This window comes from Cribrihabitans neustonicus (genome assembly GCF_048820895.1).
Lineage (GTDB): Bacteria > Pseudomonadota > Alphaproteobacteria > Rhodobacterales > Rhodobacteraceae > Cribrihabitans_A > Cribrihabitans_A neustonicus.
On the sequence record NZ_JBMERQ010000007.1, the window covers coordinates 135,441 to 158,279 of the forward strand.

Below are 22,839 nucleotides of genomic sequence, written 5' to 3' on the forward strand. Positions count from 1 at the left end.
CGGCGCCCGCTCACTGCAGCGCGATACGCGAAAGTCCAGCGAACCCGGCCTGCGGCAGCAGCTTCAGACGGATCTCGTAAGGCGCGGCTCGGTTGATGCGGCAGAGTTGCGGCTCCGGTCCGGCCTGGCAGCCCGAGGACAGCACCTCCCAAAGCGCGCCCGGCTCCCGGCCCTCGACGATCGCCCGGGCTGGCGGGGCGCAGTCCGGTGCCGCGGCCAGGACCAGGCTGCCGAGGCGGCGCCCGGCCTCAGCAACTTCCAGCACCAATTCCACGGCACGGCTGCCTGCCGGCGGTGCTGCCCGCCAGCAGGTGCCCTGTCCCGAAAGCGCAGTGAGCTGCGCCGAGCCGTCCCGCACGTCCGCCGCCAGGCTGACAACCGCGAAGCCAAGTCTCTCCGCCGCTGCCGGTTCGGTACCCGGGCCGGCGTGCTGTGCCTCCAGCGCCTCGAACGCCGTTCGGATCCGGTCGAAGCGCAGCGCCCTTACGGCTTCGGCTCCGGCGCCGGCCTCCCCCAGCACCATCGCGGCCGGGCGCAGTCGGCCATGCCAGTCGACCTCCGCAACCGAACCGCTGATGCCCTTTTGCAGGAAACCCAAGTCCCTCGGGCTGCGCGGGCGCAGAAGCAGCAGGCTGCCGCGCTCCGCATCCGCAGTGGCAAGTGTGTGCTCCATTTCCATCCGGCGGAACGTGCCCTCCTGCATAAATGTGAGCTGCAAGGGCCCGCCCGCCCGCAAAGCGTCGGCAAAGGCGAAACTGCTTGGCAGGCCCAGCCGCGAGGGGCATTCGCCTGCGCGGCGACCGCTGGTCACCCGGGCGAAGGCGAGATCCTCCAGACCGGGCGCGGCCTGCACGCCTTCAATCTTCACCGCGCGCGCGGGGCGGCCGGTTTCGCCAGCGCGGCCGGACTGGTCGAAATACCGCAGCCCGCCTTCGCCGCCGCTCCGGTCGACCAGGTGCCAGGGGAAGGCGATCCAGCAGCTGCGGTCGATGCGCGAACCGAACAGCCACCCGTTGGCCTTTTCCGCAAAGGCGGCGGCGACAAAGACGGTTTCGCCGCGGACGCCGGAAACCGGAGCTGCGGCCAAGACGAAGCACACCAGGATCAGCCGAACCGTCATGAGTCTCCTTTTCGCCATTCCGCGAACACAGTGTAAAAGCCAAAGCACAGCTGCAGGAAGAAGCTGACAACCAGGAACGCCACCAGGAACGGCGCGATAGTCGGGTCGCCAAAGGCGCGCGCAATCGGGCCAACGGCGATGACCTCGGATTGCTGGTGGCTGCCCGGCCGGAAGAGTTTCAGCTCTTCGGCATTCACTGTGAACTGCAGATCCATCGCCGCCTCCCCCGGCCGCCGCATCACATTGCCCGAGACCTCCCCGCCCGACACCTCTATCCGGCTGCCGCGCACGATGGGAAAGCTGCTTTCGGCGACCGGATACAGCTTGCCGCTGTCCAATGGGGAGGAGGAGCGCCCGAGGATCTGTGCGGTGCCGCCGTGGATAAAGTACCTTGGCAGCCGCTGCACCATTTCTCCAAAGGATGTGACGACCTGCAAATCGCCGGGGTCCGGGCGCGAGGGCATACCAATTTCCTGGCTCACCTCCAGCCGTCCGAAGACAGGCAGAGGCAGGTTCTGACGGAGTATTTCGTCAGGCAGAAGCACTGTCATACGCCCCTGCACCTGGCAGTTTGCCCCTTGCCCCTCGACCAGGATCCTTTCCTCCGCGGACTCGGGGCGGATGTTAATCTGGATAAGGCCTGGAAGGGCGAAATACTCCACGGTGGCCCCGGTTGGCGGGGTGATGCGGGCGGTCAGGCGCGGCACCTTCCTCCCATCCGCTTCCTCCTCTACCACGCCGCAGACGCCATCGGGGGCGACCAGAAGTGCACCGCGCACGGGCAGGATCGCCAAATGGCTGCGGTCGGCTTTGTAAGACACATGGTTGGTTTGCACGTCGGCAAAGAGCACCGGTTTCGCGGCCGAGAACCACCAAGTAACTACGGCCATCAGCCCGAGCGCGATCACGCCCGTGAGGACCAGGCCCGCCAGGACGAACGCCACAGCGCCGCGCTTGGCCTGTGGCTTGGTTTGCTGGGTCTGGTCCGCCATGACGCCTACCGAAGCTGCACGCGGTATGTCTTGGTGACCGGGGACAGGCCGTCATCCAGGCTGATCCGCAAGAGCGCCACGGCAGGGACTTGCAAAGGGCCGAAAGGCACCCGGCAGCGGGTGTCGAAGGCAATCCGCTCGTGCCCGACCATCGCGCAGCTGCCCTGCACGGGCCCGCCGCCCGCCGCGCCTTCGGGTGCCAGTTCCACCTCCGTGCGCCGCGAGCCGGAGTTCACCAGGAGCTGCAATTCCTTCGCCCCGCCGCCCGCCGGCAGTTCCGGCAGAAACAGTGCCTGCTCCTCGAAACAGTTCCGATCGGCAGCCGTGAAGGCGACCAGCGCCACGTCTTGCCGGGCATATTCGCGCAGGTGGCGCTCATACTCGATGTTGGCGAAGGGCTGAAGCCGGACTGCGCTGCGTTCCGAACCGCCAGCCTCAAGGGCATAGGGCGTGCGCGTCCAGTAGAGCCCGTCCCGGCTGACGCCGCGCACACAGATGATGCTGCCCGCCAGCGGCGGCGCTGCGACCAGCACGTTGGAGGGGTCGAAAGCAGAAGGGCCCGCGGCCGCTACGCTGAGACCTGCCAGCACCCCGCCAGAGGTCTTAGCGGCCTCGTCGAAATGATCATTCACCACCCCGTCAAACGGCCGCGCAATCGCCACCTGTTCCTGCGCGAAGGTCGGGGCGGATGCAGCCAGGGCTACTGAAATTAGGGCCCACCGCATGAAGTAACCTCCTGCAAAATCACCCTGCGGGAGAATAATGCCAGCCCTGGAGGCAATCACCAAGAGTATTGTCTTGCATAGGTAGCGCGCCCGGCCCCAAGCAGCCTTCAGCGGTCCCCCCCGCCGTCCCGGCCTTGCCCCCAAACCCGCTCCTGCGAACGCCGCTCGCCAGCCCGGAATGCACGCGGCACGTTGCGCAGGGGCTCCATCGTGCTGGCCTGCACCATGTTGGAGAACCCGCCGAACAGCAAAGCTCGAAGATTGGCGGGGATTTTACTTTCTCTTGCATGGTATTTGACCGAAACTGTATTAGCGCGGGGTCATTTCCTGCGCTGCCCAGATGATAACCGATCCGGGCGTGAAGCCGGAGATCGAGGCCTTTGACACCCGCCGCCTGTGGTCTTGGTTCGTGACCTCGGCCGCCTCCGGCACGCTGGTGATCAGCGCCATGCTGGGCCTTCCCGATCTCCTTCCTGGCAATCGCGATGGCCTGGGGGCTGTGGTAGCCGCTGCGGGATGATTCGACCGCCGCACCGATCCAAGTGCCCCCTCCCGGCCGGCAGCGGCAGGGATATTCCCTAGCCACGGCAGTGAACCGCAAATAGACTGGCCGTAACACAGACAGCTGGAGAACCGCCAAATATGACACCTTTTGCGATTGCTGGTGTTCAGATGCACGTCGCCGCCCTGCACTCGAACGTCGAGGCCATGCGGCACCGCATCGAGATCCTGATGGCCCGGTTTCCCTGGACACAGATGGTCCTGTTTTCCGAACTTGCGCCCTTCGGTCCCCTGGACCGCTTTGCCCTGCCCTTTCCAAACGATACCATCCAGCAGTTCCAGGAAGATGCCCGCCGCTTCGGCATCTGGCTGATCCCGGGCTCCATGTTTGAAAAGGCTGAAGACGGCCGGATTTTCAACACCTCCGTGGTGATCAACCCCGAAGGCGAGATCGTCGCCAAATACTCCAAGATGTTTCCCTTCCGCCCTTACGAAGCCGGGATTTCGGCGGGCACCGAATTCTGCGTGTTCGACGTGCCGGAGGTCGGCCGCTTCGGGCTGTCGATCTGCTACGACATCTGGTTCCCTGAAACCACCCGCCAGCTCACCAGCCAAGGGGTGGAAGTGCTCTTGCACCCGGTGCTGACCGGCACCACCGACCGGGAGGCGGAACTCGCCATTGCCCGCGCCACGGCGGCGCAGTTCCAGTGCTATGTCATCGACGTGAACGGGCTTGGCGCCGGCGGGGTCGGCCGGTCCCTGGTGGTCGATCCCGCGGCCACCGTGCTGCACCAGTCGGCGGGCCAGGAGGACCTGTTCCCGATCGAGATCGACCTCGACCAGGTCCGGCGCCAGCGCGAGACCGGCCTGAAGGGGCTCGGCCAGGTGCTGAAGAGCTTCCGCGACCGCGAGGCCGAATTCACCGTCTACGACCGCAACAGCGGCGCCGATGCCTACCTCAAGACGCTCGGCCCGCTGGAGACGCCCAGGCAGGGCTCGGCCCGCGGACTGCAGACGCCGGATCCCCGGACCTCGCTGGAACAGGCCGACCAATCGATACTATCGCCGCAATACTACTCTGCCTTTCCCGGAAAGGCGGGCTCAGGTTAACCGGACCGGATAGCGGCGCTGGTCCGGACACGACAGAAAGGGGGGCAGGTCTTGAACTTGCAATCTGAAAAGAAATTCCCGTCGATCCGAGACTATTACAGCGCGACACAACTGCGCGCAGACCGGTGGAGCGCACTGCGGGAGGCCGCCGAAGGCCTTTCGCGGCACAGCGCAGACAGCCGGCAAGGCAAGAAGCTGATGAACACGGCCGAGCACCTGTTCGAGGTGCTGGCTCCCATTGAACGGTACTGGGCATTTCCCGGCATCCATGCCTTTGAGCACCTGCGGCGGCTCCTGCACCAGGGCAATACCGGGGATCTTTCGATCGCGGTGCGGCGCATCGCTCGGGCGCTGACTTCCGGCGCCTACCGGCGGCGGTCGATCCCGCTGACCTCGGAGGAGATCGACAACGAGGACTATGAGGACGAGGCCGCACTCGCCCCCGAAGCCCGCGCCCTGGGGCGGCCCTACTTCGAGGTTCTGATCGTCGATGATGTCTCGGAATCCCAGGAGCGGTTTCTAAGGCAGAACCTGCTGAGAATGCGCCGGGTCGAAGACCCGTTCATTTACGAGCCGGTGATCGTGCCCTCGCTGGAGGATGCGCTGATCGGCGTCCTGTTCAACTACAACGTCCAGGCCGTGGTGGTGCGTCCCGGCTTGTCGCTGAAATCCAAGATCGAGCTTCCGATCCTCAGCCAGTACCTGACCCGGGTGAGCGAAGCGGAAGAGGTCGATGCGATCGAGCCGCATGAATACGGCCCCGAATCCTGCCGCCTGATCGAGAAGATCCGCCCCGAGCTGGACGCCTACCTAGTCACCGACCGCTCGGCCGAGGATATTGCCGGGCTCGATCTGGGCCGCTGCCGCCGCGTCTTCTATAATCAGGAAGACTTCCAGGAGCTGCACCTCAACATCCTCCGCGGTGTCGACCGCCGCTACAAGACGCCGTTCTTCACCGCCCTCAAGGAATATTCGAAACAGCCCACCGGTGTCTTCCACGCCATGCCGATCAGCCGCGGCAAGTCGATCAGCCGGTCGCACTGGATCCAGGACATGGGGGCCTTTTACGGGTCCAACATATTCCTCGCCGAAACCTCCGCCACCTCCGGCGGGCTCGACAGCCTCTTGGAGCCGCGCGGGCCGATCAAGGAAGCCCAGGACATGGCGGCGCGCGCCTTCGGGGCCAAGCACACGTTCTTTGCCACCAACGGCACCTCCACCTGCAACAAGATCGTGGTGCAATCGGTGGTCCGGCCCGGCGACATCGTGCTGGTCGACCGCGACTGCCACAAGTCGCACCACTACGGCATGGTGCTGGCGGGGGCGAGCGTGGTCTACATGGACAGCTACCCGCTGCACGAGCACTCGATGTACGGCGCGGTGCCGCTGCGCGAGATCAAGCACACGCTCTTGCAGCTGAAGGCCGCGGGCAAGCTGGACCGGGTCCGGATGGTTTTGCTCACCAACTGCACCTTCGACGGCATCGTTTACAACGTGCAGCGGGTGATGGAGGAATGCCTCGCAATCAAGAAGGACCTGATCTTCCTCTGGGACGAGGCCTGGTTCGGATTTGCGCGCTTTGACCCGACCTACCGGCAGCGCACCGCGATGGGGGTGGCCAACACGCTTCGTCACACGCTGCGCACGCCTGAGGCCGCAGCAGCCTGGGAAGCCCAGCAGAAGGAACTTAAAGACGCGGACGAGGCCCAGTGGCTGAACACGCGGCTGGTGCCGCCGCCAGATGCGCGGGTGCGGGTCTATGCCACCCAGTCCACCCACAAAACGCTGACCGCACTGCGCCAGGGCTCAATGATCCATGTCAACGACCAGGACTTCAAAGGGGAGGTCGAGCAGTCCTTCCACGAAGCCTACATGACGCACACCTCGACCTCCCCCAACTACCAGATCATCGCCTCGCTCGACGTCGGGCGGCGCCAGGTGGAGCTGGAGGGGTTCGAGTTTGTGCAGAAGCAGATCGAAAGCGCGATGTCGATCCGCCGTGCCATTTCCGACAATCCGCTGCTGAACAAATACTTCCGGATCCTGACCGCCGGGGAGATGATCCCCGAGCAGTTCCGCGACAGCGGGGTGGAAGCCTATTACGACCCCGATCACGGCTGGGCCGATACCTGGCATATGTGGCGGGAGGACGAGTTCGTGCTGGACCCGACCCGCGTCACCCTTGCAGTGGGCGGTACCGGCTGGGACGGCGATACTTTCAAGACCAAGATCCTGATGGACAAATACGGCATCCAGATCAACAAGACCTCCCGCAACACGGTGCTGTTCATGACCAATATCGGCACCACCCGGTCCTCGGTCGCCTATCTGATAGAAGTGCTGGTGGAGATCGCAAACGAACTGGACGAGCTTTTGGACGATGCCTCCAAGATGGAGCGCCGCTCGTTCGAAAACCGGGTTTCCGCCCTGATCGAGCACGTCCCGCCGCTGCCCGACTTCAGCCGCTTTCACGATGCTTTCCGGGCGGGCACCGACACGCCGGAAGGCGACATCCGCACCGCCTTCTTCCTCGCCTACAACGAGGACAACTGCGACTACATCCCGACCGACGACCGCCTGATGCAGCGCCTGGAGGCGGGGGAGGAACTGGTCTCAACCAGCTTTATCATACCCTACCCGCCCGGCTTTCCGATCCTGGTGCCGGGGCAGGTCATCAGCCCGGAAATCCTGTCCTTCATGCGGGCGCTCGATGTGAGCGAGATCCACGGCTACCGCGAGGATCTCGGGCTGCGCGTGTTCACCAAAGAGGCTTTGATGTCCGTCAAGAAATAGAATTCACAGGGAGAACATACATGCCGAAGAAAGTTCTGAAAAACATTTCGGAAATCCGCCGCTATTTTCACACCAACCCGGACCCGGTCTATTTTGTCTCAGCGACGAACTTTAATCTTCTTGGACTTGATGAATGGGTGAAGAATTTCAAGTACATCTGCTACATGGACTGTTTCGACGGCCGCCATCCGAATGTCCTTGTGCCCTCCGAGCTGCCGCATGACGAATTCCAGTCGATCGAGGACATCAACAATTACCTGCTGCAGCACAAGGAAGTGATCGACTACGTCAAGACCCGCGGCGGCAAGCCGAAGTTCGTGTTCCTGATGTTCGACGAAAAGACCGAGGAGCTGGTGAAGGAGCTTGGCGGCGAGCTGTGGTTCCCCAAAGCGAAGCTGCGCACCAACATGGACAACAAGATCGAAACCGTCCGCGTCGGCAACAAGGCGGGCGTGCCGTCGGTGCCCAACACACTGTCCGAGGTGGAGAGCTACGAGCATCTGAAGGAGATCTGCCAGAAGGCGGATCTGGGCAACGACCTGGTGCTGCAGAGCGCCTTTGGAGATTCCGGCCACACGACCTTCTTCATCAAATCCGAAGCCGATTTCCGCAAGCACGAGCACGAGATCATCGGCCAGGGCGAAATCAAGATCATGAAGCGGATCGACTGCCGCGGCTCTGCGATCGAGGCCTGCGCGACCTCCGAGGGCACCATCGTCGGGCCGCTGATGACCGAGCTGGTCGGTTTCAAGGAGCTGACGCCCTACCGCGGCGGCTGGTGCGGCAACGAGATCTTCTCCACCGCCTTCCCGCCCAAGACCCGCGAGCGGGCGCGGGAGCTGACCTTTAAGTTCGGCGAACAGCTCCGCAAGGAAGGCTACCGCGGCTATTTCGAGCTGGATTTCCTGATCGACAAAAAGACCGGCGAGATCTGGCTGGGCGAGCTGAACCCGCGTATCACCGGGGCGTCCTCCATGACCAACCACGCGGCCTTTGCCCATGCCGATGCGCCTTTGTTCCTGTTCCACCTGCTGGAGTTCTCGAAGAAGCCGTTCAAGCTGGACGTGGGCGAGCTCAACGACCGCTGGGCAGACCCGGATATGATCGATTCCTGGTCGCAGATGGTGATCAAGCACACCGAGGATAACGTCGACATCGTCACCTCCGCGCCGGAGTCTGGCATCTACCGGATGCGTCCGGACGGCAAGGTGGTGTTTGACCGCTTCGACTACCACCGCCGCGCAGTCGAAAGTGAGGACGAAGCGTTCTTTCTGCGCATCTCCAACGCGGGCGACTACCGCTACGAAGGCGCCGATCTCGGCATTCTGGTGACCCGCGGCCGGTCCATGACCAAGGGCTTCCAGCTGACCGACAAATCGAAGCGCTGGATCGACGGCATCAAGTCAGCCTATACCGCGCGCCCGCTGCCCTCGGCCCAGGCCTTTGAGGACCCGGCATTCAAGATTATGTAGGGGGCATGAAACTTACTTTCCGCGCCCTGCAAGAAACCGAGCCTGGACAGGTTTTGTCCGGGCTCTTTTCTGAATACCGCGCCGCCTACCTGGACTGGTGGGCCTGCGAGGGCCTGGCAGGCCGGCCGACCTATGCCGAATGCCGCCGGGCGCTGGAGACCCACATGCCGGAAATCGTAGGGATCTACGACCAGCTCTGCACGGCGGTGGGCGGCGGCGACATGGAGGCGCGTTTCCTCAGCTTCTACTGCCCCCCACGCTATCTGGCGGGGTGCAGCCAGGCGGTCTGGCCCGGCCAGGAACCGCTTCTGGTACGCAACTACGATTACAACCCGGCGGCCTTTGACGCTGTTTATCTGAAGACGAGCTGGGACGGGCGGCAGGTCATGGGAACATCGGACGGGCTGTTCGGCCTGCTGGACGGGTTGAACGATGCCGGGCTCTCCGTTTCGCTCACCTTTGGCGGGCGCCGGGCAATCAGGGACGGCTTCGGCGTACCCCTGATCCTGCGCTACCTGCTGCAGACCTGCGGCACGCTGGAGGAGGCGCAGGAGGTGCTGCGCCGGGTGCCCTGCCACATGAGCTACAACGTGACGGTGCTGGACCGCCACCGGAACTATTTCACCGCCTTCCTGGCCCCCGACCGCCCTGCCCTCATCACCCGCGCGGCGGTTGCCACGAACCATCAGGAACGCGTCGAATGGACCAGCCACGCGCGCCTTACCGCCTCCGTCGAGCGGGAGCGCTTCCTCCTGCAGCGTCTGACATTGCACGAGGAGCCCAAGGCAAAGTTCGTTGGTGCTTTCCTCAAACCGCCGCTCTATTCCCTGGCATTCGACCGCGGCTTCGGCACGCTCTATACCGCCGCCTACCACCCGGCCGAACGCTCCGTGGACCTACTCTGGCCCGGCCGCACCTGGCGGCAGCAGCTGGATCGGTTTGAAACCGGCCACCTGGGGGTCGGCTACCCCGATCCCCGATCTCAGCCTGCCATGCGCCCCTGACGCCTGCCGGACCACGCCATGCTGATAAGACGGGCCGCAGGCGCCGGCTCAAGACAGGCCGGCCGGCGCCCCCAATCCCTTCAGCCGCCCTGCCCTGGCGGCGCTGCGAGACTTGAAGTCCACGCCGGGCGGGTCGTCGCCGCCCGTCTCGGGCGCTGCAGGCAGACTTAAGCCACGACGCTCCAGGAGGGGAATGGGCTCGCGATGACCGCGCAGACTGCGATGGACAGGCTAGCGGCTTATGATACCGGCGCAGGCGCCGACGAGAGGAGCAGATGACGCCTGCTTCGGAATCTTGCATGGCTTGAACGCCTGGCCTTAGGCCCGTTCCGGGCAGGCGATTTCATGCGCCAATCCCCATAAGGTGCCGCACTCCGGAGGCTCCGCGAAGGTCCCAGTTCCAAGTTGGCGGTTTCCCCTTCCGCGCAGCTCTGCGGCCGCCTCAGCCGCCGCTCTTGCGATCGGCGTATTTCTTCACGAACTGGCCGATCGCCTCCTCCCCAAGGTCGATACCCCGCTTCCGTCCCTCGGCGATAGCAGTGTCGCCATCCCAGCCCTTATCCGCCGCCAAAGCCATCAGCGTCATCGCTCCCGCCCTGCGGCCAGAAGCGCAATGCAGGAATACCGGCTGCGGCAGATCGTCGAGAGAGCGCCGGAACTCATCCACAAGCTCGTCACTCAGCGCCTCCGCTGCCACCGGAAAATGGAAATAGTTCACACCCAAGGTCTCCGCCACCTGGCGCTCCTTTTCGAAGGAGAGGCCTTTCTCGCCCTCGGTTCTGAAATCGACAAGGCTGGCCATGCCCGAAGAGGCCGCCTTGCGAAGGGCGTCCTCTCCGGGGGCGAAAAGGGCAACGATGTGATTGCTGCCAATAGTCGCGATCTCGTCCATTAGTTCCTCCATCAATTGCTTGGCTTCTCTGCGGGGTAGCCGGCTGCGGTCCAGGCCTTCCAGCTGCCGGGGACGTTCCGGATGTTCGTGAAGCCGTGAGCGGAGAGAAGACTGGAAGCAATGCTTGCACGAAAACCGCTTGCGCAGTACGTCGCGTAGGCGGCCGACCGGTCCAGGCCGTCGAGCTGTTCCCGCAGCGTGCCGAGGAATGCGTGAGTGGCTCCCGGAATGTGCCCCGCTTCCCACTCGTCGGGCTTACGGACATCCAGCGGCGTGATGTCGCTTGCTTCCTTCAGTTGGTGGACTGACACCTGCGGGATCTGCTGAAAAGGCCGGCCCGCTTCCCGCCACGCCCTCATCCCGCCTGCGAGATACCCCCCGAATTTGGTGAAGCCTGTCCGCCACAACAGCTTGAGCACGCCGGGCAGATCGTCATCCGCATTCAGCACCAGATAGATCGGCCGCTCCGGGTCAAGCAGCCAGCCGGCCCAAACCGAGAGTTCGGGGCGCGCTCCGATGTTCAGCGCGCCTTTCACGTGACCCGCACCAAACGCCATCATGTCGCGCGTATCCAAAATCTGGGCGCCGTTCTTAGCCGCCTTTGCGAATTGCTCGGCGGTCATGGGTACCGCGCGCGGCAGGTTCCGCAGCACCTCAGGCCCCTCTGCGTTGACCTTTTTCATCCGCGGATAGTGCGTTGGCACCGGCGGCGCGTCACCCAGCACCGCCTCCTTGAAATCCTTGAGACTTTCGATCCGGGCGTAGCTGTTGAAACGCCGTTCATAACCTACGGTACTCGACATTCGGTCGCCGATGTCAGGCCCGCAGGCCGAACCTGCCCCGTGGCACGGATAGATAATCACGCCGTCCGGGAGTGCCATGAAGACATCGCGAACAGTGTGGAACAGCTTCTCCGTCAGTTCCTCCGTCTGATCATCCCCCAGGAGATCGGGGCGCCCGACGCTGTCGACGAAAAATGCGTCTCCCGAGAGTACACCCCAAGGGGTCTCGGTTTCACCTTCATAAAGCAGATAGCTCATGTGCTCGGGGGTGTGGCCAGGTGTGAAGCGGGCCCGCAACCGCAATTCACCGAAACGGAATTCGTCGCCATCGCGGACGGCCTCGTGATCAAAGCCGTATTGGGCGCCGCCTTCCGTGCTGACACAGAGCTTGGCTTGCCCGCCGAGACGGTCCACCAACTCGCGTGCGCCGCTCATGAAATCGGCGTGGATATGCGTCTCGAAAACATGGGTGATAGCGAGGCCGAAGCGGCGTGCAGCCTCCAGATAGATATCGACGTCGGGCCGGGGATCGACGACCGCACAGACATGAGCGGCATCATCCCCCAGCAAGTAGGAGCACTCGGCAACGCCGTCGGCCAGGATCTGTTCGAAACGCAAAGTCATCGCGGCACCTCCTCTCGCGGGTAACGCTTTGGCGATCGGTTTCGTTCCACTACCAGTCCGCCGCGTTCTGGCCGGCGGGGTCACCCGTTAATCGAACCCTCTGGTTTCGGCAGCTTCCATTTCAAATTAAACAAAATGAAAAGGGTTTTGGAGCGAAGCCGCAGCTCCGCAAAACCCGCATCTATTTAGAATTTTACCAATTACATTAAGCGGCTGTAATTTATTTCGCGCAATACTTCCCCCCATCGGCGGCTGCACTCTGACCGTGCTTTCGCAGCAATTGGATATTGGGTTGAATAGGATGATGGTATGAACGTCAATTTCACCAGAGCGGGACTTGCATCCGGCGCTTTGCTTGCCCTCGCCGCATGCGGAGGACGGGTCGAAACAGGGGTAAACAACTACGGCGCGCAGAGTACCCGATTGAGCATCGAAGACGGGTTTGTCGGCGAAATCGGGCGTTTCGCGGACGGCACACAAGAACAAAACATGAACATATTCCTGACCGGTTACAGCTTCTGGGACAATACACCCCGCGGTTCAGCCCAAATCGCGCGCCCGGTTATCCATAGGCAGGCAGGCGGAACCGGCACCTATGACGATCCTGTGACCCTTGCAGTAGGGCACTCGAAACGCAACGGGCGCAGTTACATGGACTACCCTGCCGGCACAAGATTTTATATCCAGAACCTGAAAAGATACGCCATCGTCGAAGATCTCTGCGGAGATGGCCCGAAGCCCCAGTCGGGCCCCTGCCACACCGGGTATCAGGGCCATGACTGGCTGGATATCTATGTCGGCGGGCGCGGCCTCGACGAAGGCTGGGTTGACGCCTGCATGAACCGGATTACTGGAATCCAAACCGTAATCATGAACCCCGCGCCAGGCTATCCGGTTGCTCCGGGTGAGATTGCAGCATCCGGTTGCGCCACATTCTGAAGCAGCGGAAAGAACCTCGCTTCCGGGTGCCTCTGTTGGCTGGTGGCTTTCGGGCAGCCATCAGCCCGCGTTTGTCAGGTGATGGGCGATGGCCTGCAATATGACCCCGTTGGTGTTCAGATCGGTGTAAGCGGATGTGGGCTCACCGCTTTTCAGATATATGCTGGAGCAAAAGCCGTTCTCTGTCCTGGCCTTGTCACGGGCGAACCTGAGAAGCTTCCTGGAGTAGTCATGCGGCTGGTAGGCAGACCAAAGGTAAGCGGCCTTAGTGCTGAAAACCAGGTTCGCCTCGCGGAAGGCGGGGGTTCTGTATTCCGGTTCCTGGCCGACCGTATCAATAGCCCAAGTGCGGCTGCCGGCATCTAATTGCAATCCTTGGTAGAAAAACCATGGGGACCTGTCGACTGGCCCTTCCGACACACAAATTAGCCGCCCTGTTTCCCCATATTCCTCCAGCTGTGCCGAAAACAGCACGTCGGCTAGAAACGCGCTCTCAGCCGACATGCCGAGTTCCATAGCTTCCAGCAGCAGCGGCTCGGCACCGATCGGCCCGATCCTGGCCGCCGCTTCCAGGAGGGCCATTTGCCCATCGGGGACAGATCGCTGGGAGAAGACCTCATACGGGGATTTGACAGAGAGACCCCAGCGGCGGAATGCCAAAGCCGAATAGTGGGCGCTGTGGGACACAAACGATGTTTTCAGCACTCCATCCTTAACGGAAAAGATTTCGCCGCCGATAATCACTTTCTCCAAATCCCAGGCACCGACCAGTTCGGCAAGCTGGTCCCCCGCCCTGCTGTGACGCCGCAGGTTGTCCAGGGCTGCAAGCAGGCGGCCGGCGTCGGAGCCATCGAAATCCCTGTTGCCCCATTTGTGCCGGTCGGTCCTGATCCAACCCTGCGGCAGGTGGCGCTGCTGTGATGTGCGGCCCGCGATGTTGGGCAGAATTCTGTGGATGGCACTTTCGAGGGAATTGCGGCTGATCAAGCCGATCTGCGACGCTGCGATCAGTCCGTTTATTTGGCTGCCGACATCCCACATCGTGACAGCCTTGTGCTGCCGCCCTCCCGGCGCGAAATTCACGGTTGCGGGGCACAAGCCGGTACCCGGATCGGTGAAGTTCTCGAAGTACCGCCAAGCCACGCGGGCATCGTCAAGCAATTCCGCACGCATCTTCTGCGATAGCGGAGTGCGTGCCTTTGACAGCCCAGGAGCAGCCGCGGCCGCCCTGCGGTACCGCTTCGGGATGGGTCCTGCCGGAGCAATCCGCCGGGTGTATTGATCCAGCGGGATAAACTCAACCGTGCTACCGGCGTGCAGCTCCTTCAGCATGGCTTCCAGGGCCTTCCTCTCTGGCGGGAAAAGGAGTGCATCGGCTTCCACGAAGACGATCCTGTCCCCGGTGCCGTGCAAAACCTGCTGCAATGACGCAACCGGCCTGCCCGCGCTGATCACGTGCCTGGGCAGGTGGAGAAAGCCATTATGGCTCAAGCCTTGCGGCCCGGTGCTGTCAGCGGAAAATAGCACTCCGATCCCCGGACCCAGCGGCATGACAGTTTTTATTTCCGGGCGGTCCGCTGCACCCGGAAAGTCGACCCCGATGGCACTCATTCCGGCCGGACCGGACCGGGAGGCCTCGGGCGCTGGCAGCATGTCCATCGGGATCCAATAACCGTCGGCGCCCGGCCCGTTCGCCGCCGCCACATCCGGACCGGCGGTGTACGCAATTCCTTCCTTGGCCAGGAACCCGGCAAAGGCAGAAAACGCGCCCATCCTCGCTGCCTCTTCCGGCAACGGCCGCAGCAGGTGCAAGCACAGGGACTGGCTGAAGCGGTAGTCATCCCTCAGCTGGACGTCGGACACGGAGAGAAGCGAATGCTCACCGTCAACCTCTTTCTCTTCCAGCGTACTGGCAAAATGGTTCACGGCCCGTTTCAGCTGCGCAACAGGATATTTGGAGAAGTCTCCGGCAGGCAGATAATAGAGGTTCTGGGTAGCCTGCGGGTCAGTTCCGTGCGTCGGTGCCGCAAGGCCGCTCAGGGATATAAGGCTGCCGCCGAAAAGCCGCACCACGCCGTTGTCCCATGTCTCCGACCGGACGCTGCCGCTCCGGGCAGGGATAACCAAGACATTGAAAACCCCGGCGGACCGCACGCCACGGGGAGACATGGGGATTGCCGCCTCCGCACAGGCAAGTGTTTTCACGGCCGGGCCCGATTTCCCGGCGGCAATGGAAGTCCGCAAAGTGTTCTGCACAGCCTGGACGGCCTCAAACGCCGCCCGGGCCTGGAAATGCTCGGAGAGTACCGGCAAGTCGGGCACGAAGGCCGCGATTTCAAGACCGCTGTTGCCAAGCTGGTACCCATTGAGCACCTGAGCAAGTTTGGAGCCGGGGGCAAGCGGCTTTCCATCCCTGCCAAAAGGGGAAACCACACAGGTCAGCGGCAGGTTCCGGTCGATGAAGGCATCCAAGACCGCAATCAGATGCGGAACCGACACATCCTCAGTGATGCCAGTGAGAACCGGATAGGCCTGTGCAACGGGGCTCGGAAGCACCGAGGCCATTCCGCTTGCCGGGAACACGGACATGCTGGCAGCAGCCGATTTCAGGAAGGATCTGCGTTTCATGTTTTCGCTGCTGCGAGACCGTAGTCCCGGCCTTGTCGTTTCAGGGTGCCCCAGCTGGCCAAGCGGCCGTTAACTGCGCGAAGTATGGCTCGAATGACCGAGAAATACAGCAGCGGACGGTAGATCAGGCGCTGCAGCGGGAACAGAAGCAGAGTCCAGTTGCTTTCGTCGTCATCCGAAGCGACGGCAACAGCGGCAACGAGGAATTCAAGCGCCGGCAGGGCCAGATAGGCCAGCAGATACTGCGCGGGTTGTGCGGACTGCGATGCGCCAACATCTCCTGCCCAGCCGCCCGCTGCCAGCTTGTACAGCAAGAGTATCACGAACAGATCCGCAACCGGCGCCAGCAGCGGAAAGATGTAGCCGAACACAAACATGTCCGGAATAGAAATGAGACCCACTGAGCGCCCTTCGGAAACTGCCCTCTTATGCTTCCATGCGCTTTGGAACATGCCGAGGGACCAGCGCAGCCGCTGCCTCAGCAGCTCACCTGTCGTCTCGGGAACTTCGGTATAGCCTCTGGCCCGGGGCTCATAAATCACGCGGTATCCCGCGCGATTCACCTGAATGGTGAGGTCCGTGTCCTCGGTCAGTGTTTCGTCGGTAAAAAGCCCGGCCCTTTCTAACGCTTCCACCCGCCAGGCACCGATCGCCCCGGGGACGACCAGGATCCCGTTGATCTTGTCAAAGGCCTTGCGGTCCACGTTCTGCGAGGTCGCATATTCGAGCGCCTGCAGGCGGGTCAGCAGGTTGACCCTGTTGCCCGCAATGATCTTTCCGGCCACCGCGCCGACCTTCGGATCTGCGAAATGCCTCATCAGCTCGGCGATGGAGGATTTGCAAACCTGGGTGTCCGCATCAATGCAAACCACGAATTCGGTGCCGGCGCTTAAGATAGCCCGGTTCAAGGCGCTCCATTTTCCCTGATTAGGCTGCGAAATCAGGCGTATCCCGCTCTGGCGGCCGAATTTGAGGACTTCAATCAGCGTGTCATCCGTGGAGCCGTCATCCACCACGATGATTTCGAGGTTCTTATAACCGCTGGCGCGCACACTTTCGATGCTTCGAGCGATAACCTTTGCCTCATTGTAAGCAGGGATGACCACTGCGACTTTCGGCAGCCTGCGAAGCGGAACGTATTTCTCACGCCGGTTGGAAAGGGCCAGCACAAGGACCGCTGCGGAGCGCAGCACACCAATAACAAGGACAGTCCAAAACACAAAAATGACTGCCTGCTGCGCGAACCAGACCATGGAGAAGGACACCCGGTCGAAGGCAGGCGCCCCCCCCGCCGCCACCGGCATCAGCGAGGCCCTGTCGGTGCCGAGAAGGTCTGCAAGGGCAGTAAATTCATACCCCTTAGCCTTGAGCGCGCCGATTATGGATCTGACCGCAGCGACTGTTGCGGTCCGGTCCTGACCGCCGTCATGAAGCAGTATTACATTGCCCGCGCCCTGTTCGACTTGACCGATAACATGACTTGCAATCCGCTCGCTGTCCCAGCCTTCCCAGTCCCTGGGCACGATGTCCATGCCGGCGATAATCGATCCGCGGGCTTGCGCGGCCTCCAATGACGCGACACCCTCTGCGCTGATCGGACCGCCGCTGCGCAGAAACGGTTCCCGGTAGAGCAGCGTCTTGCGGCCCGCCGTCCCGGCCAGGATTTTGTCCAGGAGAGAAAACTCCAGCTCCGCCCTGGTCTTCGAGATTTGATCCATTCGCGGATGCGAAAACGTGTGGGCCCCGATTTCGTGTCCCTCGTCGATCATCCGTGCAATCAGTTCGGGAGCATTCATGACGCTGGTGCCGACAACAAAAAATGCCGCAGGCACCTTTTCTTCATGCAGAATGTCCAGAATCTGCTTGGTGTACTTTGGATGCGGGCCGTCATCAAAGGTCAGCACCAGTTTCCGGCTGCCGGCCTTTCCATAGCGTTCGATGGTGTAGGGTTTGGGCAAAATGCTGTATGTCTGGCTGGAGATACGGCCGGTACCGGGATCGAACTCGAGCTGCCTCACCCCGGCGGAAGACTGCTGAGCAACCCTCATGAACGCGCCTTCCCCGATGTAGTTCACAAAGTTCCCTAGCTCGGCCACAGAAAGTTCGGCACCCAGTACATCCTGGGTGGCATTCCAATTCTGCAGAACTTTCCAAACCCCGGGGTCCTCCCTTCCAAGTGACCAAATAGCGATGTTGGCGACGCCCAATTGCTCCAACCGGAGCATCTGATTGTGAGCCGAAGCCGCATCCAGCATCCAGATTTGGCGCTGGCGCCCCTGTTCATCCCGGTATCGGCTGAAGCTGTTGGAGGTCTTGGCGCTGAACCGAAGCCCCGCACCCGCGGCCGAAATCCTGTGCATCGCCGCCGCATAGGACAGGGTCTCCGGCTCCGGCACGCCGGATGTCCATTCGACGGCATAGTTACCAAGCGCGATGATGAGTTTGTCCGCCCCAATCGCTTGTACTGCTCCTTCCGCTACCTCTGCGAACCAGTTCTCCGGGGCGAGCGGGGCGGGTACCGAACCTGTCCAGGGCTGCTGAAACACCTTGAGAATAACTTGGTCGAACAGTTTAGCGACGTCTGGATCCCGCCATGATGGCTGCATACCGCTCAGGACAACACAGGCGGTCAGCCCCTGGGCCCGGAAGCTTTCGGAGAAATAGGCTGCGAACTGGCGCAGGCGCGTGGCGCCTTCTGCCGTCAGCCCGGAAAAATCAAGGCACGCGCCTTGCGCTTGCAATGCGGTGACCGCCAGAGAGAGGCGGGCAGCAATTGAGACAGCTTGTTCAGAATCCGCAAGTTTGCCGAGAAGGGCCCCCACCTTGAACGCCGGATCCAGCTGAACAATCGGAAGGACCACAGGTTTGATTTCAGAGCTGGCAATGTATTCCTCCATTGCCATCCGCATATCTTTGCTGACCAAAGATACCCCCGGGCTGCCGTGCTCCGCGCCAATGCGGATCCAATCCGGCACGACAACACCAGCATGTCCGCAGCTCTCCTCCAGCGACAGATGCGCGCGCTCCATGCCAACCGGAACGTGAGCAAAAACCCTGGGTGCCGCGGTGTCAGCCATAGCAGAAAGATAAGGCTGTTTGGGCCCTGCGCGGCAGAGGCCCGATGCCTGCGGAGATGACTGACCAGGGCCCGGGCTGGCATAACCGGCGTGATGGGACAGGTCGTGACCGCCTCCGGCAACATGATCATGTCCGCGCGCAGCGCCGTAGAACGGGTTCATCTCGCGCAGGGCAGACTGCAGGGAAAACGCTCCGTTGAGAAACAATATCGCCCAGCACAGAATAGCTGTGACGGCAAAAATAACGAGAGCCCGCACCCGGCGGCCGCGGATCCTCTGGGGATCCTCAAACACTTTGGCTGCAGCCTTGCTGGACACGAGCTTGTCCTGGTGAAAGACAAACCGCGTCACCCGGCCGCACTCCGCATAAGCGAGAAATGCGCACCAGACGTCGGCAGGCACACAGCTGCCAAACACTTACTACCGACAACGTCAGCCACGGTCCCCCGTCCCCCAGATCAGGCCAGCACTGCTGCCGACAGGCCGCGGCGGTTGTCCCCACAACTCTTCCCGCGACGGCATGCAGATCAAGCCAGATAGGGTCCAGCCTGCTGATTGCTGTTCCCTTTGTCAAAATAACTTCAAATTTGCGACAAAGTTCCCCGATTACCTCCATGCTCTGTTAACAGTCCGGCGTGAGCAGCCGCGATTGGTTCATTTTTTGGTCCCCGAAACATCGTCGCGTTGAGATGCCCAAGGGCGCGGATGGCGATTCCGCGATGACCTGACCGGCGTTGGAGACTGAACTTCGCAACCAGCACACTCTCGGACAGGCGCCGGTTCCGTATCCTCTGTTAAACCGGCAACACAGCCCGGCGGGGATCTTTCCGCCACGCTAGCCGTCCAGCACGATGCGGATCTTCTCCTCGGCCGGGTGCTGCTGCCGAGTAGGCCGGCGGATGTCCTTAGGCTGATCGGGAATTCGGCATCCTTCAGCGTTTTGCGTCAGGCTATAAAGGCTGTCGGCGAACACGAACCGCTTACTTGAACTGCCTGCGCGGCGATACTTCTGGTTGCTCCTTGCAACTGAGCGGCGGAGACTGTGCGCCGCCCAACTGCCTCTTCGGACCAAGCCTGGCGATATACTGCCCGAAGCCGAACACTTTTTCCTGGTCAGGGGAAGGTTGGAGAACCAGTTTCGCATGGCTCCTCCGGAGGGCGTGAAAGGGGGGGGAAAGGCCCGGGCTTATTGGCCTGCAAGGACCCAGCGGGCCGCCTTCTCCGCGATCATCAAGGTGGGGGAGTTGGTGTTGCCGCTGGTGATCTCGGGCATAATGCTGGCATCAACGACACGCAGCCCCGCCACCCCCTTGAGCCGCAAATGCGGATCGAGCACGGCGCTTTCATCCTCGGGGTGGCCCATTTTCACGGTGCCTGCCGGGTGGAAGATCGTGCTGGCGATGTCGCCGGCCAGTTTGGCGAGGTCTTCGTCGCTTTGATATTGCGGACCGGGTTTGAATTCCTCGGGCGCATAAGGCTGCATCGCTGGCTGCGACATGATCTCACGCACCTGCCGCAGACTGTCGGCAGCGACCTTGCGGTCGTCCTCGGTCGCCAGATAGTTGGGTGAGATCATCGGAGCATCACGGAAATTGGCGGAACGTATGCGCACATGGCCCCTGCTCGTCGGGTTGAGGTTGCACACGCTGACGGTCATCGCCGGAAAATCATGCAGCGGCTCGCCAAAGGCCTCAAGGCTAAGCGGCTGCACGTGGTATTCGAGATTGGCATGGCTTCGGTGCGGGTCAGAACGGGTGAAGGCGCCGAGCTGGCTGGGCGACATGCTCATTGGGCCCGAGCGTTTCAACAGGTACTCTGCGCCGATCATCGCCTTTCCCAGCAGGTTTCCCGCCAGGGTGTTGAGCGTGCGGGTGCCCTTGACCTTGAACACTGCGCGGATCTGCAGGTGGTCCTGCAGGTTCCCGCCCACCGGCGCGTCACGCAGCACCTCGATCCCGTGCGATTGCAGCAGCGCCGCCGGACCAATGCCCGACAGCTGCAGAATCTGCGGCGAGTTTATCGCCCCGGCCGAAAGCAGCGTCTCGCGCCGGGCGGTGACATCCAGCACCTGGCCCTTCCTGTGGACTCGCGCGCCCGAGCAGTGCAGCCCGCCACTGGCGTCTTTGCTGAACGTTAGTTTCTCGACTTGCGCCTCGGTCCAAACTGTCAGGTTGCGGCGCGACTTAATCGGTCTCAGGAATGCCTTCGACGTGCTCCAGCGCCAGCCCGAGCGCTGGTTGACGTCGAAATAGCCGACACCGGAATTGTCGCCGCTGTTGAAATCGTCAGTTTTCTCGATCCCCGCCTGCACTGCCGCTTCTGCAAAGCTGTCGAGCACGTCCCAGCGCAGCCGCTGCTTCTCCACCCGCCACTCGCCGCCATGGCCGTGCATGTCGGAAACCCGGCCATTGCCGCCCCTCTCCGGATCGGCACCGCCGTCAAGCCTGTAGTGATCTTCATGGGCTTTGAAATCGCTGAGCGAGCTGTTCCAGCTCCACTCCTCTTCTCCGCTGACCCGCGCCCAGTTGTCATAATCGCGGGCCTGGCCGCGCATGTAGATCATCCCGTTGATCGACGAGCAGCCGCCCAGTGCCTTGCCGCGCGGGTACCGCAGCACGCGGCCGTTCAATCCCTCGTCCGCCTCGGTCCTGTACATCCAGTCCGTGCGCGGATTGCCGATACAATAAAGATAACCTACGGGGATATGGATCCACAGGTAATTGTCCGCCTTGCCGGCCTCCAGCAGAAGCACCCGGTTGCCCGGATCAACACTCAGCCGGTTGGCCAGCAGACAGCCCGCGGAGCCGCCGCCAATCACGATGAAGTCGAATTCCGTTCCACTATCCGGCATGGCGGTGTCCCCCTTTTTTGTCCCAGCAGCGCCCAGAGAAAGGTCCGCCCGCCGGTGAGCCGGGCCGGAACCGGGACCGGAGCGCAGGCGGTGCAGCACTTTCCTGCCGGCGCAGAATCTTCCATGGGTATAAAGAGACTTACGGCACATTCCTAATGCCAAATTTCTCAGCGCGATAATAGGGATCGTAATAAGGACAGATACTCAAACCTGGACAGCATCCTCGCTTTCGTCACCGCCGCGCGCGAAGGCAGCGTGTCGCGGGCGGCGGAGGTGCTGTACCTAACCCAGCCGGCGGTCAGCCACCAGTTCAAGCGGCTGCGTCAGGACACCGGGATCACCCTGTTCCGGCGCACGCCGCGAGGGCTGGGCCTGACCTCGGGCGGCGCGGCGATCCTGCCCAAGGCTGCGCAACTGCTGAACGCGATGGCCGAGTACCGCCGCAGCACCAGCCCGCGGTGCGGACAGGTCTCGGGCAGGCTCAGAACCGGCACCATTGTCGACCCGGAGTTCATTCGCCTAGGCCGTCTGCTCAGCGGCCCTGGCACGGCGCATCCGATTATCAGCACCGAACTGGCGCACGGCGTCAGCGGCGAGATTCTCGGCAAGTTGGAGCGCCGCCAGATCGGCGCAGGGTATTACCTGGCCGCACCAGACGAAGTGGATGCCATGCCGTCGGACCAGCCGCGCACCCCCACCGCAAAGAAGGCCGTGCAGCACCGCTGCCGCATTTGGGCCTGCAGTCAGAGCATTTCACTCGTGCCAGCCCCCAGCACTGTCAGGTATTCCCCGGAAAGGTTCCAGCCGTCCGCAGAGAGATGATAGTTCGAAAGCAGAATTGTGGCTTCATGAGACGTTCCCTGCTCAATAAGGATAAGGGTGTCGCTGCCCTGCAGGCTGAAGCTTGCATCCATAGAACCCAAGCCCCAGCCATTTACCTCAAGCATGTCACCTTCAGAAAAATCGATGATGGTGTCAGCGCCAAAAGACCTGAATTCAAACCCGTCCGACTGGATTCCGAAGTCGAAGCGGTCGGCGCCCGCACCGCCGGTCAGCACATCGTCGCCCGCGCCGCCGTCGAGCATGTCGTCCGCTTCGCCGCCATGGAGCGTGTCGCCGCCGCTGCCGCCCAGGAGCGTGTTCATCATGCCGCCGGGGCTGCCGGCCGTCCTCAGCACGTCATTGCCCGAACCGCCGTCCAGATGGTCGCCGCCGCCAAAGCCCTCAAGCGTGTCGTTGCCCGCGCCGCCGTAGAAGAAGTCCGCCGCACCGGCCGTCCCCGCCAGGTAGTCGTGCGAGACGATGCCGTCGGCATTGCCGGTCAGCATC

The 22,839-nt window shown here is 62.4% G+C and carries 17 protein-coding genes; 7 read left to right on the forward strand and 10 right to left on the reverse strand.

Annotation, left to right across the window (positions count from 1 at the left end):
• Nucleotides 1-10 precede the first annotated feature (10 nt).
• The 3 genes from ACOHWE_RS15170 to ACOHWE_RS15180 are packed head-to-tail and all read right to left on the reverse strand — an operon-like array spanning nucleotide 11 to nucleotide 2,837.
• Entirely contained in the window at nucleotides 11-1,120 is a 1,110-nt protein-coding gene (locus ACOHWE_RS15170; protein WP_420667557.1) for a hypothetical protein, read from the reverse strand.
• Complete coding sequence (locus tag ACOHWE_RS15175; RefSeq protein ID WP_420667558.1) at nucleotides 1,117-2,112, reverse strand: hypothetical protein; 996 nt, start codon at nucleotides 2,110-2,112, stop codon at nucleotides 1,117-1,119. Before ACOHWE_RS15175 ends, ACOHWE_RS15170 begins: the two co-directional genes overlap by 4 nt.
• 5 nt (nucleotides 2,113-2,117) lie before the next feature.
• The gene (locus ACOHWE_RS15180) at nucleotides 2,118-2,837 is read right to left on the reverse strand and encodes a hypothetical protein (RefSeq protein WP_420667559.1); all 720 of its coding nucleotides are present in this window, start codon (nucleotides 2,835-2,837) and stop codon (nucleotides 2,118-2,120) included.
• 340 nt (nucleotides 2,838-3,177) lie between these two features.
• On the opposite strand from ACOHWE_RS15180, the gene ACOHWE_RS15185 reads away from it, so the two are divergent.
• The 5 genes from ACOHWE_RS15185 to ACOHWE_RS15205 all read left to right on the forward strand — a co-directional run bounded on the left by ACOHWE_RS15185 (nucleotide 3,178) and on the right by ACOHWE_RS15205 (nucleotide 9,717).
• Nucleotides 3,178-3,357, forward strand: coding sequence for a hypothetical protein (locus tag ACOHWE_RS15185; RefSeq protein ID WP_420667560.1), 180 nt, complete (start codon nucleotides 3,178-3,180; stop codon nucleotides 3,355-3,357).
• A 122-nt stretch (nucleotides 3,358-3,479) separates the two neighbouring features.
• Nucleotides 3,480-4,448, forward strand: coding sequence for a carbon-nitrogen hydrolase family protein (locus ACOHWE_RS15190; RefSeq protein WP_420667561.1), 969 nt, complete (start codon nucleotides 3,480-3,482; stop codon nucleotides 4,446-4,448).
• A 51-nt stretch (nucleotides 4,449-4,499) separates the two neighbouring features.
• Entirely contained in the window at nucleotides 4,500-7,241 is a 2,742-nt protein-coding gene (locus ACOHWE_RS15195) for an aminotransferase class I/II-fold pyridoxal phosphate-dependent enzyme (protein WP_420667562.1), read from the forward strand.
• Nucleotides 7,242-7,261: 20 nt separating this feature from the next.
• Nucleotides 7,262-8,713, forward strand: coding sequence for a biotin carboxylase (locus tag ACOHWE_RS15200; protein ID WP_420667563.1), 1,452 nt, complete (start codon nucleotides 7,262-7,264; stop codon nucleotides 8,711-8,713).
• Between the two features lie 5 nt (nucleotides 8,714-8,718).
• Nucleotides 8,719-9,717, forward strand: a complete 999-nt coding sequence (locus ACOHWE_RS15205; protein ID WP_420667564.1) for a C45 family autoproteolytic acyltransferase/hydrolase — start codon at nucleotides 8,719-8,721, stop codon at nucleotides 9,715-9,717.
• Nucleotides 9,718-10,159: 442 nt separating this feature from the next.
• On the opposite strand, the gene ACOHWE_RS15210 is transcribed toward ACOHWE_RS15205, so the two are convergent.
• On the reverse strand, nucleotides 10,160-10,609 hold the full coding sequence (locus ACOHWE_RS15210; protein ID WP_420667565.1) for a protein tyrosine phosphatase family protein: 450 nt from the start codon (nucleotides 10,607-10,609) through the stop codon (nucleotides 10,160-10,162).
• Between the two features lie 11 nt (nucleotides 10,610-10,620).
• Complete coding sequence (locus tag ACOHWE_RS15215; protein ID WP_420667566.1) at nucleotides 10,621-12,015, reverse strand: MBL fold metallo-hydrolase; 1,395 nt, start codon at nucleotides 12,013-12,015, stop codon at nucleotides 10,621-10,623.
• A gap of 309 nt (nucleotides 12,016-12,324) precedes the next feature.
• On the opposite strand from ACOHWE_RS15215, the gene ACOHWE_RS15220 reads away from it, so the two are divergent.
• On the forward strand, nucleotides 12,325-12,954 hold the full coding sequence (locus ACOHWE_RS15220) for a hypothetical protein (RefSeq protein WP_420667567.1): 630 nt from the start codon (nucleotides 12,325-12,327) through the stop codon (nucleotides 12,952-12,954).
• A 60-nt stretch (nucleotides 12,955-13,014) separates the two neighbouring features.
• Here the strand turns inward: ACOHWE_RS15220 and ACOHWE_RS15225 are convergent, their stop codons facing one another.
• The 4 genes from ACOHWE_RS15225 to ACOHWE_RS15240 form a co-directional block, all read right to left on the reverse strand.
• The gene (locus tag ACOHWE_RS15225; protein ID WP_420667568.1) at nucleotides 13,015-15,582 is read right to left on the reverse strand and encodes a DUF3131 domain-containing protein; all 2,568 of its coding nucleotides are present in this window, start codon (nucleotides 15,580-15,582) and stop codon (nucleotides 13,015-13,017) included.
• The gene (locus ACOHWE_RS15230; RefSeq protein ID WP_420667569.1) at nucleotides 15,579-19,010 is read right to left on the reverse strand and encodes a trifunctional glycoside hydrolase family 18/polysaccharide deacetylase/glycosyltransferase family 2 protein; all 3,432 of its coding nucleotides are present in this window, start codon (nucleotides 19,008-19,010) and stop codon (nucleotides 15,579-15,581) included. The genes ACOHWE_RS15225 and ACOHWE_RS15230 overlap by 4 nt, the downstream gene beginning before the upstream one ends.
• A 484-nt stretch (nucleotides 19,011-19,494) precedes the next feature.
• Complete coding sequence (locus ACOHWE_RS15235; protein ID WP_420667570.1) at nucleotides 19,495-19,632, reverse strand: hypothetical protein; 138 nt, start codon at nucleotides 19,630-19,632, stop codon at nucleotides 19,495-19,497.
• Between the two features lie 213 nt (nucleotides 19,633-19,845).
• Nucleotides 19,846-21,510, reverse strand: a complete 1,665-nt coding sequence (locus ACOHWE_RS15240; RefSeq protein WP_420667571.1) for a GMC family oxidoreductase — start codon at nucleotides 21,508-21,510, stop codon at nucleotides 19,846-19,848.
• Nucleotides 21,511-21,729: 219 nt separating this feature from the next.
• Between ACOHWE_RS15240 and ACOHWE_RS15245 the strand changes: the two genes are divergently transcribed.
• Nucleotides 21,730-22,332, forward strand: a complete 603-nt coding sequence (locus tag ACOHWE_RS15245) for a LysR family transcriptional regulator (RefSeq protein ID WP_420667575.1) — start codon at nucleotides 21,730-21,732, stop codon at nucleotides 22,330-22,332.
• On the opposite strand, the gene ACOHWE_RS15250 is transcribed toward ACOHWE_RS15245, so the two are convergent.
• Nucleotides 22,254-22,839 (reverse strand): calcium-binding protein (locus ACOHWE_RS15250; protein ID WP_420667572.1); only part of this gene is annotated, 586 nt, incomplete at its 5' end. The genes ACOHWE_RS15245 and ACOHWE_RS15250 overlap by 79 nt on opposite strands.